The sequence below is a fragment of the Paraperibacillus marinus genome (assembly GCF_046237605.1).
Taxonomy (GTDB): Bacteria; Bacillota; Bacilli; order Bacillales; family DSM-1321; genus Paraperibacillus; species Paraperibacillus marinus.
Genome location: NZ_CP143542.1, coordinates 2,373,401 through 2,389,324 on the forward strand (window position 1 = coordinate 2,373,401; position 15,924 = coordinate 2,389,324).

The 15,924-nt window shown below is 46.0% G+C and carries 13 protein-coding genes; 1 reads left to right on the forward strand and 12 read right to left on the reverse strand.

The window, feature by feature from the left end; genetic code table 11:
* Positions 1-38: 38 nt before the first annotated feature.
* The 6 genes from V1498_RS12090 to V1498_RS12115 form a co-directional block, all read right to left on the reverse strand.
* Positions 39-920 carry a carbohydrate ABC transporter permease gene (locus V1498_RS12090; protein WP_409293939.1) on the reverse strand — a complete coding sequence of 294 codons (882 nt, stop codon included), beginning with the start codon at positions 918-920 and terminating at the stop codon, positions 39-41.
* A gap of 18 nt (positions 921-938) precedes the next feature.
* Complete coding sequence (locus V1498_RS12095; protein ID WP_409299263.1) at positions 939-1,868, reverse strand: ABC transporter permease; 930 nt, start codon at positions 1,866-1,868, stop codon at positions 939-941.
* 505 nt (positions 1,869-2,373) lie between these two features.
* The gene (locus V1498_RS12100; protein WP_409293941.1) at positions 2,374-3,708 is read right to left on the reverse strand and encodes an ABC transporter substrate-binding protein; all 1,335 of its coding nucleotides are present in this window, start codon (positions 3,706-3,708) and stop codon (positions 2,374-2,376) included.
* A 30-nt stretch (positions 3,709-3,738) separates the two neighbouring features.
* Entirely contained in the window at positions 3,739-5,316 is a 1,578-nt protein-coding gene (locus V1498_RS12105; RefSeq protein ID WP_409293943.1) for a response regulator, read from the reverse strand.
* Positions 5,291-7,099 (reverse strand): sensor histidine kinase, encoded by a 1,809-nt coding sequence (locus V1498_RS12110; RefSeq protein ID WP_409293945.1) that lies wholly within the window; start codon positions 7,097-7,099, stop codon positions 5,291-5,293. The genes V1498_RS12105 and V1498_RS12110 overlap by 26 nt, the downstream gene beginning before the upstream one ends.
* 180 nt (positions 7,100-7,279) lie before the next feature.
* On the reverse strand, positions 7,280-8,944 hold the full coding sequence (locus V1498_RS12115; protein ID WP_409293947.1) for a glycerol-3-phosphate dehydrogenase/oxidase: 1,665 nt from the start codon (positions 8,942-8,944) through the stop codon (positions 7,280-7,282).
* Between the two features lie 189 nt (positions 8,945-9,133).
* Between V1498_RS12115 and V1498_RS12120 the strand changes: the two genes are divergently transcribed.
* The gene (locus V1498_RS12120; protein ID WP_409293948.1) at positions 9,134-9,697 is read left to right on the forward strand and encodes a glycerol-3-phosphate responsive antiterminator; all 564 of its coding nucleotides are present in this window, start codon (positions 9,134-9,136) and stop codon (positions 9,695-9,697) included.
* Here the strand turns inward: V1498_RS12120 and V1498_RS12125 are convergent.
* From V1498_RS12125 to V1498_RS12150, 6 genes are all read right to left on the reverse strand, one after another.
* Positions 9,692-10,465 (reverse strand): HAD-IIA family hydrolase, encoded by a 774-nt coding sequence (locus V1498_RS12125; protein ID WP_409293950.1) that lies wholly within the window; start codon positions 10,463-10,465, stop codon positions 9,692-9,694. The two genes, V1498_RS12120 and V1498_RS12125, sit on opposite strands and share 6 nt — an antisense overlap.
* Positions 10,466-10,480: 15 nt before the next feature.
* Positions 10,481-12,175 carry an ABC transporter permease gene (locus V1498_RS12130; protein ID WP_409293952.1) on the reverse strand — a complete coding sequence of 565 codons (1,695 nt, stop codon included), beginning with the start codon at positions 12,173-12,175 and terminating at the stop codon, positions 10,481-10,483.
* Positions 12,172-13,302 (reverse strand): ABC transporter ATP-binding protein, encoded by a 1,131-nt coding sequence (locus V1498_RS12135; protein WP_409293954.1) that lies wholly within the window; start codon positions 13,300-13,302, stop codon positions 12,172-12,174. The genes V1498_RS12130 and V1498_RS12135 overlap by 4 nt, the downstream gene beginning before the upstream one ends.
* 19 nt (positions 13,303-13,321) lie before the next feature.
* Positions 13,322-14,368 (reverse strand): ABC transporter substrate-binding protein, encoded by a 1,047-nt coding sequence (locus V1498_RS12140; protein ID WP_409293955.1) that lies wholly within the window; start codon positions 14,366-14,368, stop codon positions 13,322-13,324.
* Positions 14,369-14,618: 250 nt separating this feature from the next.
* Positions 14,619-15,356 (reverse strand): DUF2785 domain-containing protein, encoded by a 738-nt coding sequence (locus V1498_RS12145; protein ID WP_409293957.1) that lies wholly within the window; start codon positions 15,354-15,356, stop codon positions 14,619-14,621.
* Between the two features lie 326 nt (positions 15,357-15,682).
* Positions 15,683-15,865 (reverse strand): hypothetical protein, encoded by a 183-nt coding sequence (locus V1498_RS12150; protein ID WP_409293958.1) that lies wholly within the window; start codon positions 15,863-15,865, stop codon positions 15,683-15,685.
* Positions 15,866-15,924: the final 59 nt, after the last annotated feature.

Sequence of the window (15,924 nt, forward strand, 5' to 3'; positions counted from 1 at the left end):
AATATCCTCCTAAAAAATAGATTTATAATCTTGCAGACTTATTTCAAAGAACCGACCATAACTCCTTTCTCAAAGTACTTTTGGAAAAATGGATACATAATGATCAGCGGAAGGCTTGAAATGACAATAGATGAATACTTGATCATTTCTGAAAGCTTCTTTAATTCAGCCATTGCCTGCTGATCACTGATCATACCTGGGTCCGCCTGGTTCTGAATTAGAATGGAACGGAGTACCAGCTGCAGCGGATGTAAATTGGAATTTTCCAAATAAATCATGGCATCAAAGTAAGAATTCCACTGGCCGACAAAAGCATAAAGAGCCAAAACAAAAATGATCGGTTTTGAAAGCGGCAGCACCAGCTTGAAAAAAATTAAGAAATCTGAGGCGCCGTCCACCTTTGCAGCTTCATGCAATTCATAGGGAATACCTTTAAAATAAGTTCTCGCAAGGATAATATTCCAGACATTTACTGCTCCGGGCAGCAGGATTGCCCATATCGTATCAAGCATGCCAAGATCCTTGACAACCAGATAAGTGGGTATCAGCCCGCCGCTGAAAAACATGGTGATTATAAAGAGTGTCATGAAGAAATTCTTGCCCACAAAACCCCTGACTGATAAAGGATAAGCAGCAAACAGCGATACCACCACTGTGATTATGGCAAAGCCGGCGGAGTATAATACTGAATTTATAAAGCCTCTGAGCATTGCATCATTAGTCAGGATCAGTTCGTAGCCTTTAAAGCTCCATTCAGAAAAATTGAAGGTGATTCCCCGATTCAACAGGACGGTCGGATCCATGAAAGAGGCCAGCACTACATATACCAGTGGAACCAGGACAATCAAAACGGCGATACATAGGAGAATATTGTTGGCACCTAATATAAACCGGTCCATTCGTGTGTAATTTATTTTCATATCCAGACTCCTTTCTGATTAATACAAGCCTTCTCCATCGTTTAATTTTTTCACAATACCATTCACCACTATTAGAAGGATTACGTTTATCACTGAGTTGAACAGACCGACTGCAGTTGAGTAAGCATAGTTACCTGCCTGGAGCCCCACCTTATAAACATAAGTAGGCAATATTTCTGAGGATGGCAGATTCATTGCAGTCTGCATCAAGTAGGCTTTCTCAAAGCCAATCGACATAATGCCGCCTGCAGCCAAAATGAAGGTTATGGCCATCAGTGGTCTTATAGTCGGCAGGTCGATGTGTATCATGCGCTGCAGGATATTTGCTCCATCAATGGTCGCTGCTTGATGAAGCTCTGGATCTACATTTGACAGGGCCGCTACATAAATGATGGATGACCAGCCGGCCGCCTGCCAAATTCCTGATAAGATATAAATAGACCGGAAATAATCAGGGTTGGACATGAACATTAGAGGTTTTCCTGTTATAAAGCCTGCAAGCTGATTGATAGGGCCGGTAGGTGATAAAAAGATGAAGAGCATACCTACTATAACCACTACAGAAATGAAGTTTGGGGCATACAGCACAAGCTGGATATTCTTCTTTACAGCCGCCCTTTTTAGTTGATTAAGCATAAGGGCCAGAATGATGGGGACCGGAAAACCTATTATCAATCCAAAAAGACTGAGCTTTAGAGTGTTCCAGAGAATCTGTATGAAGTTGGGTGAAGATAGGAACTTGGTGAAGTTGGCCATTCCCACCCAATCGCTCCCCAAAATACCTTTAATTGTGCTGAAATCCTTAAAAGCTATGATGGCTCCGTACATAGGGATATATTTGAAGATAATGGTCAAAATCACTGCCGGCGCAAGCAGAAGATAGAGGAAATAGTTCTTCTTGAAGTAGGCGAGGCTGTTATTTTTTTTAACTGCAGCCTGTTTTCCCATTTTTGCTCTTACCGCTGATTCCAATTCTGCTTTAGCTAATTCTGTCAATCCGATAGCCCCCCTGTCTGCTTAATGGTTCTCATTTTTACTACATCACATCAAGTTGTTTTCATCCTCACCGGCTTGTTTTTACTATATCAGCGCCAAGGAGTTCTTTATTTTAAAATCTTTGGATAGTGGGGTTTAAAATTTTCGGGTTATGAAAACGCTGCCATTTATTCGTGTTAAAACGAGCTCATTAAAAAAATCCTCTAAATAGGCATTACCTAAAATCAACATTTAAAGATCCTTGAAGCTTAATTAGGAGGCGTCACACAGGCGGGTTGGGATCCTGTTATTGGAGTATGGATAGGAATCAAATAAGGAATAAATGACTATTTTTGCAGGAAAATAAGATTTTGACGGAAGCAGCAAGCATGCCCTGTAAACAAGAAAAAGACATTTGTACAGAATCGTGTACAAATGTCTTTTTCTTATGGCTATTTCCCCTAAGCCTGACAGGATATCATGGCTCCTGGACCGCGTTGATTCCTCTATTAATTTTCTCAGCAGCCTCTTTTGCTGCATCTTTTACATTTCTCCCTTCTATACCTGTTTCCTCAAAGAGGATTTTAATGGCTTCGCTCACTACGGGGTATGCTGGAGTCACCGGCCGGTTGGCTGAGTATTTTTGTACCTGGCGTACAAAGATATTTTTAGGATATTGTTCAAATTCCGGAAAGTCCCTGGCAACAGAGTATCTGGCCGGTATATCTCCAGTCAGCTCTACATATGTTTTCATTCCTTCATATCCTGTCAAATACTTCAGGAATTTCCTCGCTTCTTCAGGATGCTGAGTTTTAGAAGAAATCCCGATTGCCCAGCCTCCATTAGGAACCGCCTGGTACTTGGCTTTCGGAACTGGAGCTACCCCGAAATCCTTGCCCAGCTTGAAGTCAGGGTTGTTTTTTAAATCTGCAAGGGCCCAGGATCCCAGCAGACACATGGCAAGTTTATTGGTTTCAAAAGCCCTTGGTGGAAGCTCCACTTTGGAAACTTTATATTTCTTATATAAATCCTGATAAAACTGGAGAGCGGCAAGCGACTCCTCAGAATCTAAATAACCGCTGGCTGTACTGCCATCCGGGCTTAGTACTCTGCCGCCGAACTGCCATAAAAGCGGCATCTTAAAGTAAGCAGGCGCTTCTCCCCCGGCAAACCCCTGTGCCGGGTCAATTCCATACACTCCTTTCTTTGTGTCTGTCAGCTTCCTGGCTATGTTTAAAACCTCATCCCACGTCAAGGGGTGGTCTGGATTGGAGGAAGGATACGATAGTCCAGCCGCCTTGAATAAATGCTTATTATAATAAAGGGCGACCCCTGATTCGACCATAGGTGCCAGGTATAATTCTCCTTTATAGCTTAGCCCCTTCAGGGTGGCCGGGGGTATGTCCCCTATGTCGCCTTCTTTTTCCATAAAAGAGCCGATTGGCATTAAAGATCCATTATTGGCATACAGGCCCAGATTCGGGCTGTCAATGGCCATGACATCAGGTGGGGTTCCTGTAGCAAACTCTGTTCTCAACCGTAATTCATAGTCATCATAAGAGATGTATTGTTTCTTCACAGAAATATTAGGATGATCCTTTTCAAAATTCTCTATTAGTTTATTATACGCCTTGTTTTCTGCCGCATTTCCATAATTCCTCCAAAAACTGAGCTCGATTTTTCCAGAGTGCATTTTTACCGCCTCTTGTTCTCCGTCTCTTTCATTGAAAGGAAGGAAAAAGGTTGCAGTATATACAGCAGCGACGGCTATCAATGCAGCTGCGGCAAGCATAAACATGAACCGTTTCTTCATGATACACCGCTCCTTCAATTTGCCAGTTTATCACTGGATTTTATTTCTATATTCAACAGGAGTAATACCAAAATGCTTTTTAAACACCGTGCTAAAATAGCCTGCATTTGAATACCCCGTCATATTCGCAATATCTATGATTTTGATATGTTGATCTTTAAGGAGGCTGCAGGCTTTTTCCATTCGAAGTTTTACAAGATAGTCGCTGAAATTCTGGCCGATTTGATTCTTGAAGGTTTCTGAAAGATAGGCACTGTTAATATGAAATAGTTCAGAGAGCATACTAAGAGATATTTCATTGGCATAATGTAGATCGAGGTACTCTCGCACACTATCAACAATCGTTTTGCCGCTTGAATAGCGGACATGCTTCACTTTATCAATAAGGAGGCTTGCAGTCTGTACAAGCTGTGATTCCACTTTCTTTTGGGGAGCAAGTGACCAGATGCCTTGCTGGCACTCCCATGTACTATCCAGGAATTCTCTGGATTTTACGGAATATGTTTTCCCAATCGTACTCAGCAGAAAAAGGACACGGTGTGCAGTAAAAGAGAAGGTTTGAACACTTTTGCATGAAAGGAGTATGCCGCTTAGCCTATCATGGAACATATGGATGTTCGCCTGCTCAATCGCTTCAGTAAGCTTCCTTTCCAAATCAGGTGAATATTCAATGCCTCCCTCAGAAGGGTGCTCACTTTCTAAAATTTGAGATTGTTCACCCAATGTGCTCCTGCTCCAGGAAAGAAGAGCTGATATATAGCCATCCTTCAAGCCCTCAATGCCTGAAATAATATTACCGATTCCGATCACTGTTTCCAGCTTGAGCCATTCCCGGACGGCCCGCTGTGTTCTCTTAGCAAGCTTCAATGGCACCCCGCTTTCATTCGGATCAATGATATGTATATAATGAATCATGTTAAAGTAGGCAGGGTCATAAAAGGCATAGGTTCCTTCATATTTGCCTGAAATTTCCCGGCAGATGAGCTGGAATGAATGCCTGAGCTCTTTTACCCTTTCCCTGTCCCTGCCCCTTATTTCTACTGTTACAAATTGTGCAGAGTAACCTGAATCCGCCAGCCCATCAAGCTTAAGCTGTCTTAATCGCTCTGAGACAAAGGGCTGTGCTGCCGCCCCCTCCTTAACCAAATATAGAAGGAACTGATTCTGGATTTCTTCCAGCTGATTAAGCATCATCCTCTTTATGCGTGCTGACTCTGCCGTTTTACGCCTTTCCTGTTCCACCTCTATCCGGATTTTTCTCAAGGAATCTACCAATTCGTCAGGAGCCACCGGTTTGAGCAGGTAGTCTCTTACTCCTTCCTTCATGGTTCCTCTTACATACTCATAATCAGAGTAGCCTGACAAGACGATTACCTTTATGCCAGGGTATTCAATGCTGCAGCGTCGAGCAAGCTCAATCCCGTCCATGATTGGCATACGGACATCTGTCAGTACTATATCAATTTCTTTCTTTTTCAGAATTTCAAGGGCTTCTATGCCATTTGACGCCTCACCGGCAATTATAAAGCCCTCTTTCTCCCAATCTACTTTAAATCGGAGTCCGCTCCGGATATGTACTTCATCATCCGTAATTAATACGTTCATCATGTATATCACCCTCCTCTAAATGTATACATAATGTAATTCTCGTGCCTTTCCTAATTTCAGAAACTATATCATAAGAAAACCTGGAGCCGTAAAACAGCTTCAATCTTCCTAAAACATTCCGCAGGCCAATGCTGCTGCCCCTGCTTGTTAACACATGATGCGGCTTATCTTCAATTTCTTCTCTAAGCAAATGATCAATCACATCTTGTGGCATGCCAGACCCCTTGTCTTCTATGGTGATCTGTACAGAATGACTGGTTTTAAACGTTTTGATAATGACTTCCGCATGCTTACTTTCCGTAAAGCTGTATTTCACTGCATTCTCAACGAGAGGCTGCAGGATGAACTTGATAATGGAGAGCCCCCTTGCTTCTTTGTCTTCCTGAATGGTAATAGAGAGTGTGCCAGCATACCGTACACTTAATAGATTAGTATAGCTCTTGATATAGTCCATTTCTTCACCAAGGGTTACCGTTATTTTCCGGGTGTCCAATGAATAGCGCATCATGCGCCCAAGATATACTGTTGTATCCATGACTTCCTTATTTTTCCCTTGTACGGCAAGCCCTCCGATCATTTCTAGTGTGTTATTCAGAAAATGAGGATTGATTTGCAGCAATAATGCTTTATATTCAGCATCCTTACGCCGCAGGTTGGTTTCATATTCAGTTTCAATCAGGCTTCTCAACCGATCTATGGTATGGCTGACCACTCTCACTAAGTAACCAGTCTCATTATTGAAGCTCTTGATTGCAGGCATCATCCGCTTTGCTCCTGCAAAGTCACCCCGCTCAATAAATTTCATGGCATCAGCCAGCCTCCCGAGCGGTCCTGCAATAGTTGAAGACAAAAGAAATGATGATACAATCGTCAAAAGGAAGACAATCCCGCTTAGTGCCAGAAGGTTATTCTGCAGTTTTTGTACCTTTGAGAATAAGTCAGATTCCGTAACCTCGCTAATCAGGGTCCAGTCACCCACACCAAGTTTTTGATAGAAAATTAAATAATCCTCACCTCTATATGCAGTCCTGATATACCCTTTTGGCCTTTCTTTTGCTTTGATTTTCGCCATACTATTTTTTAAAACATTTTCAGGTGTATGCTGCTTTCCTGGAAGAACATTCCGGCCTCTGCCATCGACTAAATTGGTCCTTCCATGTTTTCCTATAGTAATATTCTTCAAGCCCTCCTCCAGAAGGCTTGAAGGAAAGTTTACTTTAATGACTCCGTACAGCTTAAACGTATTTGTATCAAACAACGGCAGGATATAACTGTTTACCTTTCTTTCGCTCATTGCCAGGGACTGCTGAAAAGTATCTATATGAGAAGTTACAAGAGGATTTTTATACTCCTTAAAATTGGTAAACCACTCCCTGTTTTTCAAATGTGGATCTCTTCCCCAAGTACCAGTTCCATCGTTAAGAAATATAGAAATAGATATTCCGTTGGAGTTATTGATCATCATGGAGGAAAGCAGCATTTTAAGTTCATTGGTCATCACCCTCCGCTTCCCTTCAGGAACAGACGCATATTCTTTTTCAATTTTGAGCCAGTCTTGTGTAGTCTGATTGACGAGTACCTGCTTTCCAAGATCTTCTGCCTGAGTGATGATTGCATCTGTGTAAAGCATATACTGATCCATCGCCTCAACGGTTAAATTAACCGCCTGTTCTTCAATAATGGAAGTGAACCAACGGGGGATAATGAGAGATAGTAGAATAAATGGAATCGTAAGCAGGCAGGTGAAAATGATAAAGAGCCGATTGCGCAGCGAAAAAAACATTTAATCCTCCTATAAATATAAAGAAAACCCTTTCATTTTATCTTTCCATATTAAACTTTGGACCCTCTTCTTTATTTTTTTAAGCATATCACCATCTGAAATGGGATTCTAGATAAATTTCTTTACTAAATCAAGTAAGGCATCCCCGCACAGGGATGCCTACTGCTTCATCTCATTCCATTAAAATATTTGCTCTTCAGTCCGTTTGCTCCTCGTTCCGGCAATCAGCTCCTCAAGCTCCCTCTTATAATCCTCACATTGTTCCGCACTCCATCCAAGATAATCGTTCATAAAGAGAATCACGTCATCCTTCCACTTTCTGACCATGCTGATATTGAAATACAGGGCCCCGGTCCGCCTGACGAAGAAGTCTGAAGGGCGCAGAGCGCATTCTGCGTCCATGGCATAGATAAGCTGCAGCCGGAGTGCCAGGGGAAGCCGGGATTCTGCCCTCTTCTCTTCCCCCGCGATTCGAAGCAGGATTTCTGTGTTGGCTCCGTAGAATCTGGATAGCCTTGCCGCATCGGCCGGGGATAATCCTTCCTCTTCAAGGGCCTTGCTGTATCTTTTGGTCTCGGAACGGAATTCCTCAAGAGTTTTGTATCCGCCGGAGAGCCGGAGGTGCTTTGTTCCGCTTTCCTTATATTCCCATCCTGTTTCCTCGGCGAGCTTTGCAGCCGCAAGGTCCATGACGGTTTCGGCCATTTTCCGGTAGCCTGTCAGCTTGCCGCCGGCAATCGTGATCAAGCCTGACTCAGATGTCCATATCTCATCCTTCCTGGAAATTTCGGACGGCCCCTTGCCTTCTTCGTAAATGAGCGGTCTGACTCCCGCCCAGCTGGATTCAATATTTTCGGGCTCCACCGTCACTTCCGGGAACATAAACCGGATACATGAAAGAAGATAGTCTTCATCCTCCGGGAGGACGCCGGGAGAGGCTAAGTCATCCATATAGACAGTGTCCGTGGTACCGACATAGGTTTTGCCGTCACGTGGAATGGCAAAGACCATCCTGCCGTCCGGGGTGTCAAAATAGACAGCCTGCCTCAGCGGGAAGATGCCCCCGTCAATGACGATGTGGACGCCTTTCGTGTGCTGCAGCCGTTTTCCCTCCTTGGAACCGTCCTTTTCCCTTAGCTGGTCGACCCATGGCCCGGCAGCATTGATCACTTTTTTTGCCCTGATTTCATAGGCCCTGCCATCCGCCAGATCCCGTGCGGCAGCACCCGCTATCTTCCCGTTCTCATACAGAAACCCCTCAGCCCTGGTGTAATTGACCAAATGGGCACCAAGCTCAACTGCCTTTTTTGCAGTCTCGATTGTCAATCTTGCATCGTCAGTACGATATTCTACATAATAGCCGCTCCCAAGCAGATCCTCCTTTTTCAGGAGCGGTTCCCTTTGGAGTGTGTCTTCACGCTTCAGGATCTTCCTTCTTTCCTTCTTATTCACGCTTGCCAGAAAATCATAGACCCGGAGTCCGAAAGAAGTGGAAAGTTTCCCGAAGGTGCCGCCCTTATAAATAGGCAGAAGCATCCATTCCGGCTCAGTAACATGGGGAGCATTTTCATAGACAATGGCCCGCTCCTTCCCGACTTCAGCCACCATGGCGACTTCAAACTGCTTCAGGTATCGCAGGCCCCCATGGACAAGCTTGGTGGACCGGCTGGAGGTCCCGCTGGCAAAATCCTGCATCTCAATAAGCGCCGTCCGGAGTCCGCGGGTCACCGCATCAAGTGCAAGGCCGCAGCCGGTGATTCCCCCTCCGATGATCAATACGTCATATGTTTCCTGGCTGAGGCTGTCCGCCAGGGCATTCCGTTTGGCTGCCGAAAATTTGTGCATGAATCCGTTCCCCTTTCTGATTCCATAAAAAAAGCCATAACAAGCCGCCCTGCAAATGTGCAGAGCCGCTTGTCTGGCCGCATTCTCTTAAAGTCTCTGACCGGAAATTCAATTTTAGTCAATATTTACTAAATTGATATGTTAGTATAAAATGAGAAGATTCAAAAAACAACCCGGGGGTACTTTTCTATGAACATAGTTGATATGGTAGAATCTCAGCTCATCGCAAGCATAAAAGACGAGAAGGACATTGACCTTGCCATTAAGAGCCGGGCGAATATCGCATTTCTGCTGACAGGAAATCTGATGACCATCAAAGGCCATATAGAAAAACTTAAGTCTGCCGGCATGTTCATATTCATTCATCTCGATTTTATCGACGGCCTTTCCAATACGAAAAGCGCTTTAAGCTATATCGCGCAGGACTGGAAGCCCACCGGCATCATCACAACCAAGAGCAATATGGTCAAATTTGCGAAGGAGGAAGGCCTCCTGACCATTCAGCGGATCTTCCTCATTGACAGGAGCGCCCTGCAAAAAGGCATCGAAAATATCAAATCCTGCAAGCCTCATGCAGTCGAGGTGCTGCCGGGACTCATGCCAAGGATTATTGACGAGCTCTCGAGAAAGACGAATCTTCCCCTGATTGCCGGCGGTCTGATCAGCGAGAAGTCGGAAATCCTGGCAGCCCTCGAGGCAGGTGCACTCGCTGTTTCTTCTGGAAATCCGGATATGTGGAAATTCGATTTATAAGCCCGGAACTTCCTTAATGCTCGGCAGTACATAAGAAGGATGATAGAGGGTATCCGCAAGCATTTCACGAGTCGTGATGCCCGTCAGCACAAGCACTGAATTCAGGCCGTTTTCATTTCCCATCCTGATATCCGTCTCCAGCCGGTCCCCGATCATATAGCATTGTTCAGGCTGAAGATTGAGAACATTCCGAACCACATATTCTGCCATCAGCTTAGAAGGCTTTCCGGTCACCGCTTCAATCGGCTGCCCGGTCACTCCTTCAAGCGCCCCGATCATGGCGCCGCAATCCGGAATCTCGCCGCCGCTCACCGGGCAGGTGCGGTCCGGATTGGTGGCGATGATTCTTGCTTCATTCAGCCACGCCTGAAACGCCTTATTGATCTTTTCATAATTGAATTCCCGATCCCACCCGAGAACCACAAACTTAGCCAGTTTTTCATCCTCCGTAATGGGAATCCCCATTTCCAGAAGCTCATCAATCAGCGGCCGTTCCCCGATCACAAGGACCGCTTCCCCGTCCTTCAGCTGATCCTTCAGGTATTTGGCTGTAATATAATTCGAATTGATCACCTGGCTAAGCTCTGTTTGTATGCCAAGTTTGTTCAGCTTATCAACATATTCCCGGCGGGTCGCAATCGATTTATTGGTCAAAAACACAACCTTGTCTCCCCGCTCCTGCAGGGCCCGGATCGCCTCTGCCGCCCCCTCGATCATTTCATTATCAAGATACACCGTTCCATCTAAATCAAAAATAAACCCCTTCATCCTTATCCCCCTAATCTAATTCCTGGAGAGGCGGTTTGCGATAGCCTGCAGGATAAGCACAAGCACCACAAGCACCACCGACATGGCTGCTGCCGTATAATATTCCCCGCGGAGGATATTCTGGAAAATGGCAAGGCTCATTGGAGCCCATTCAGCCGGTGCGATCAGCACCGAAATACTCGTTTCTTTTATGACTGTGATGAACACAAGCACCGATCCGGCTGCAATGCCGGGAAGCATGAGCGGCCCGATTACCGTTATGGCTGCAGTAAGAGGCGTGGCCCCGAGATTAATGGCGGCTTCTTCAATATCCTGCTTGATCGCACGCATGGTACCCATTGTCGACCGCACCATGTACGGCAGTCGTCTGATGGTATAAGCGACGATCAAAAGCAGCGCTGTTCCCGTCAGCTGGAGCGGAGCCGTATTGAAGGTCTGGATAAGGGCAATCCCAAACGCGATGCCCGGCACAACAAGCGGGATGCTTGTCATGAAATCCATTTTCGTCGAATTCTGCCTGACCACGAAATAACTGACAAATACGGCGATGATCACACTGAGCACCAGCGCCCCGATGGCAAGGATGATACTATTCTGGATATTGCCCATCGAGCTTGTGAAAATGGTCTGGTAATGCTTGATTGTATAACCTGACGGAAGCAGGTCTTTCCCCCATGTGGTGGCGAACGACTGCATGACGATTGATAACATTGCAAGGAGCGGGATCAAGACAACGATGCCGGAATAGACGGCAAGCGTCCGCGTCAGCCCTTTATGGCCATTCAGCTTCTGTAATTTCGGCTTTCCGGAAACGGAACCAAAATTTTTCCCTTTCGTGAACAGATGCTGAAGCCAGAAGAAGAAGGCAGCAACAAGCATCATGATAACGGTCAAAATGGCGGCACCGCCCCAGTTAAAGAAGCCGGAAATCTCACGATACGCTTCAACGACCAAAAGATTGAGATCTTTCGGGGCCATGATGATCGGCGTTCCAAAGTCGGAAAAGCTGACGGTGAAAATAAGTAGTGCACTGGATATCACACCCGGTACCGCCAGCGGAAATGTGACGAATACAAATGTGAACCAATTCTTCGCGCCAAGATTCAGCGAAGCTTCCTCAAGCGTCACATCCCCCACCTTAAAGGCCGCCACCATCGGCCATAGAGCATAAGGAAAGAAAAAGAACACCTGCACAATGACGATGCCGGTCATGGAATATGGGTCGATGAACATCCCTTCTCCCCCAAGGGCCTGATAGGCCTGGGTGACCCAGCCTGAGCGCCCGAACATGAGGATGAATGCATAAGCGGAGATGAAGGTAGGGACAATCAGCGGAATGGTACAGAGCGCTGATATGGTTTTTTTAAACGGCATGGTGGTGCGGGCAATGCCATAGGCAATCGGGATGCAGATCAAGACCACGATGACTGCGACCAGCAGGGCGAGCTCCAGGCTGTTCATCAGCGCATTGAAATACCCTTTGTTCGTGAAAATCGCCTGGTATGTATCGAAGGAGGAGTTCTTGAACTTCTTTATGGTCGACGATAGTATTTTTCCGTTTGTAAGTGATCCAAGCAGATTCACCGGCTGTCCAGTGAAGCTCACAAGGAAAACTGAAACGAGCGGCAGAATCAAAAACAGCCCGAAAAACAGATAGATAAGGATTTTAACAAGTGACATCCCATTGAAGGAAGAGAGGCGCTTCTTCATATCAGGAGCACCCTTTCAGGTTCTATCGCCATCTTTACTTTTTCGCCCGCGCGCAGGATAGCCTCTCCAGACAGATATGTGGTATCCACGGTAAGCTGATAGCTGCCGACCTTCACGTCATAGCGTACAATCGAGCCTAAGTATGTTGATATCAGGATTTCTCCATCGATAAGATTATGAGACGCGTAAGCTGCCGAATCTGTTTCCTTATAGATTTCGACACATTCCGGACGGATGATGATATCCGCTTCCTTCTTGCTGGTCTTGTGGGAAGATCTGAGCTCGAAACCGTTCCCCTTGATCTGCGTATAGCCTCCGGATTCGCCCGTGACCGTTCCTTTCAGAATGTTTGACGTGCCGACGAAATTGGCAATAAACGGAGTTTTTGGGTTGCTGTATAAATCGGTTGGCGTTCCGATCTGCATCACTTCCCCGCCGCTCATGACCGCCACTCTGTCCGCCATGCTCATCGCTTCTTCCTGGTCATGTGTAACAAATATCGTGGTGATTCCGAGGTCCTGCTGGATCCGGCGGATGGTATTCCTCATCGAGTGGCGCAGCTTCTGGTCCAGATTCGAAAGCGGTTCATCCATCAGAAGCACCGCCGGCTCCATCACCAGCGCCCGGGCTAATGCCACACGCTGCTGCTGGCCCCCTGAAAGCTCGCTCGTAAGCCTTGTGGCGTACTGATCCAGCTCCACATACTCAAGGATTTCCATTACCTTTCTTTCCATTTCCTTTGGAGTCTTTGACAGCCTGCGGTTCAGCAGGCGGGCATACACCCCGAATTGTGAGAACAGATTGCTGTTATTCAGCTGCTTGATGTTCAGGCTGTATGCTACATTTTCGAATACATTCATATGCGGAAACAGCGCATAGCTCTGAAAGACCATCCCGCAATTGCGCCTGTTTGGCGGTATCTGGTTCACAACACGGCTGCCAATGCTCACCGTGCCTGACGTCGGCTGTTCAAATCCGGCAATGCAGCGCATCGTCGTCGTCTTGCCGCAGCCGGAAGGGCCAAGAAGGGCAAAAAACTCGCTCTCCTGGATCTCCAGGTTCACATTGCTCAGCGCTTTCACTCCTGAAAACTCTTTATTCAAATCTTTTACAGTTACAGAACCCATATGATGAACCACCCTTTAATTACTGAAATTTCTCTTTCCACTCATTCCTTACACGGTCATAGTTTTTGTTGACCCAGTCAATGTCAAGATCGACTGCATTGCCCTTTACACTCTCAAGAGTCAGCGGCGTCTTTGACTTCACATCCGGATTGATCGGAATATGATACCAGTCAGCAAGAATCTGCTGTCCATCCTTAGAGAGAAGGAAATCAACAAATTTCTTGGCACCCTTCGGATTCGGGCCGTCCTTGACGATCGATACCGGGTTTGTCAGGATCGGTGTCTTATCCGGCACAATGAAATCCACTGTTTCGCCTTTCGCTTTAGCTTCATACGCCATAAAGTCAAACCCTATCCCGATATGGGCTTCTCCCATAGCCACTGCCTTAGTTGGAGCAGAGCCTGAATCCGGCATGGAATTGGCCTGCTTCACAAGCTTCTGGAAATAATCCCAGCCTTCCTTCTCACCGCGCTGCATCATCTGATTCAGCACCATAAGTGTTGCCGTGCCGGATGCTGCCGGGTTGGAGAATTGTATTTTGCCCTTCCACTTCGGATCGAGCAGATCATCCCAAGTTTTTGGTGCATCTTCTTTTTTTACAAGATCCGTATTATAAGAGAATCCAAGCACAAACACTTCGACACCCACATATTTCCCATCCTCATGCTTCACCTTGATGCCGTCTTCAACTGTTTTCCAGTCCTTCGCCATTTCCGGTGTATAGCTGCCGATGATTCCTTTATCAGCATTCGCTTCAAACGGAAGGATACCTCCGCCGCCATACCAGATATCCCCTTGCGGATTATCCTTTTCCGCCATCATCCGGTTCACCAGGATGTTTGTGCCCGCATACTGCACATCCACACTGCTTCCCTTGTTGAGCTTCTCAAATTTTGCCGCAAGCTCCTTCGTCATATCCGGTGTCTCAGGTGAATAAAAAGCAATCTTGCCTGCCCCTTTTCCCCCTTCAGCTGATGACCCCGTTTCTTCCCCCGCACATCCAGCCAGCAGTCCCGCACCCAAAGTCAATGCCAAAGACGCCTGAAGCCATTTATTCTTCCTCATCATCCAACCCCCTATTTCGTTTACACCCAAAAAACAGCAAAGAAAAAGAAAGGACAGCACAAATCACAAGCCATACAAGAATGTAAAGGCTTACATTTGGGTTTCCTCTCTTGGTCTCTCCCCTGATATTCGGTTACTCCTAATTATATATAATATTTAGAATAATTCAACAACTAATAATGATTTTTTGAAATAAAATTTCAATAAACAAGGAGGACTGCCCCATTTGCGGAAAATGGGGGACATTCCCCTATTTCCCGATTATTTCCCAGAGTTCCCTGATTGTTTCCTGAAGGGAACCGGTTTCACTCCGATCCTCCAATTTTAAATAAAAGGTTTTAAGGAATGCGGCACAGTTAAATTCCAGGAAGTAGTAATGCTCGGGCAAGAGCTCCTGCTTCTGCTCCCGGAGTCTCTCAGGCAGGCTCTGCAGCAGGGTTTCCACCTCACCTGCGTCCAGCCCTTCTGCCAGCATCCGCAAAATCGGATGGAGGATGCGCTCATCTTCTTTATGGATATACACACTTTCCGAGATGAGCACTTTATCCAGAAGAAGCTTTAAGATTTCCGGATAAAGCTTTCTATCAAACTTCGGGTGCTTTACCATTTCATCAATAGCATCCGAAGCATGGGCAACGCTGTGCGCCCATCCCTTCTCCGGCACATAACCGCGCAAGTCTTTTTCGTCCATGAAATAATTCATAAGGTCCTTACTTGCCCTCGCGAAAAGATCATCTGAAAGGAACGGCTCCTCACCATCCCGATATAGGATCAGCGCCATCAGCAGTGTCGTGAAGGCTCTGGTAAAGACTGTATCCGTACCGTTCTCCCCGAGTCCCTTCATCAACAGATGGTCCAGGGAATATTCCATCAGCCCGGTTAATACATCCTGACCCAGCGAATTCCGCTCGATGATCAGCTCGAAAAAAGAGCTGTAAATCAACTTATCCCTGAGCTCGCTGTCAACCGAACCAATATGTTCAATCATTGACCGGACAACAGCCTCCAGGTCAGCTTCATTCCCCTTTGTTTAATGATGATTTCCACTTAGGAAAATTATGTATATATTCATAGTAACATAGGTTTATTATTTTAAATCATTTATCCTTTTTTGGCTGGCTGCCCATGCATTATGGTCTTTGTGGAAAAGCATGCGCATGCATCCAGAGTTAAAGCTATAGCGAATGTCGGGACCAGTGGATGAAGACATTTTTCGTAGTGGCATCAGTCCCAAAACCATCGCTCTCCCATAAAATAATCACCAGCTACATCCAACAAAAAAAGCATACCCACAAAAAGGATGCTCTCATCAACCTAAATCTCCACTGATTCCATCTTCACATAATAAGTCTTTACTTCCGCCCGATCCCCAGGCTTCTCGTCATACAAATGGCTGGCGATGGAATGGCCCGATTTGATTTCGTCCCATAACGGGACCTCTCCGCTGCAGATGTCCATGGCATAGGTACAGACCCTTCGTCCCACTTTCCCTGGCACGTAGTCCTCATTCACTTATAGCTGAAGAGCAGCCGGTTAGTCGTATTCCGAATTGGAAA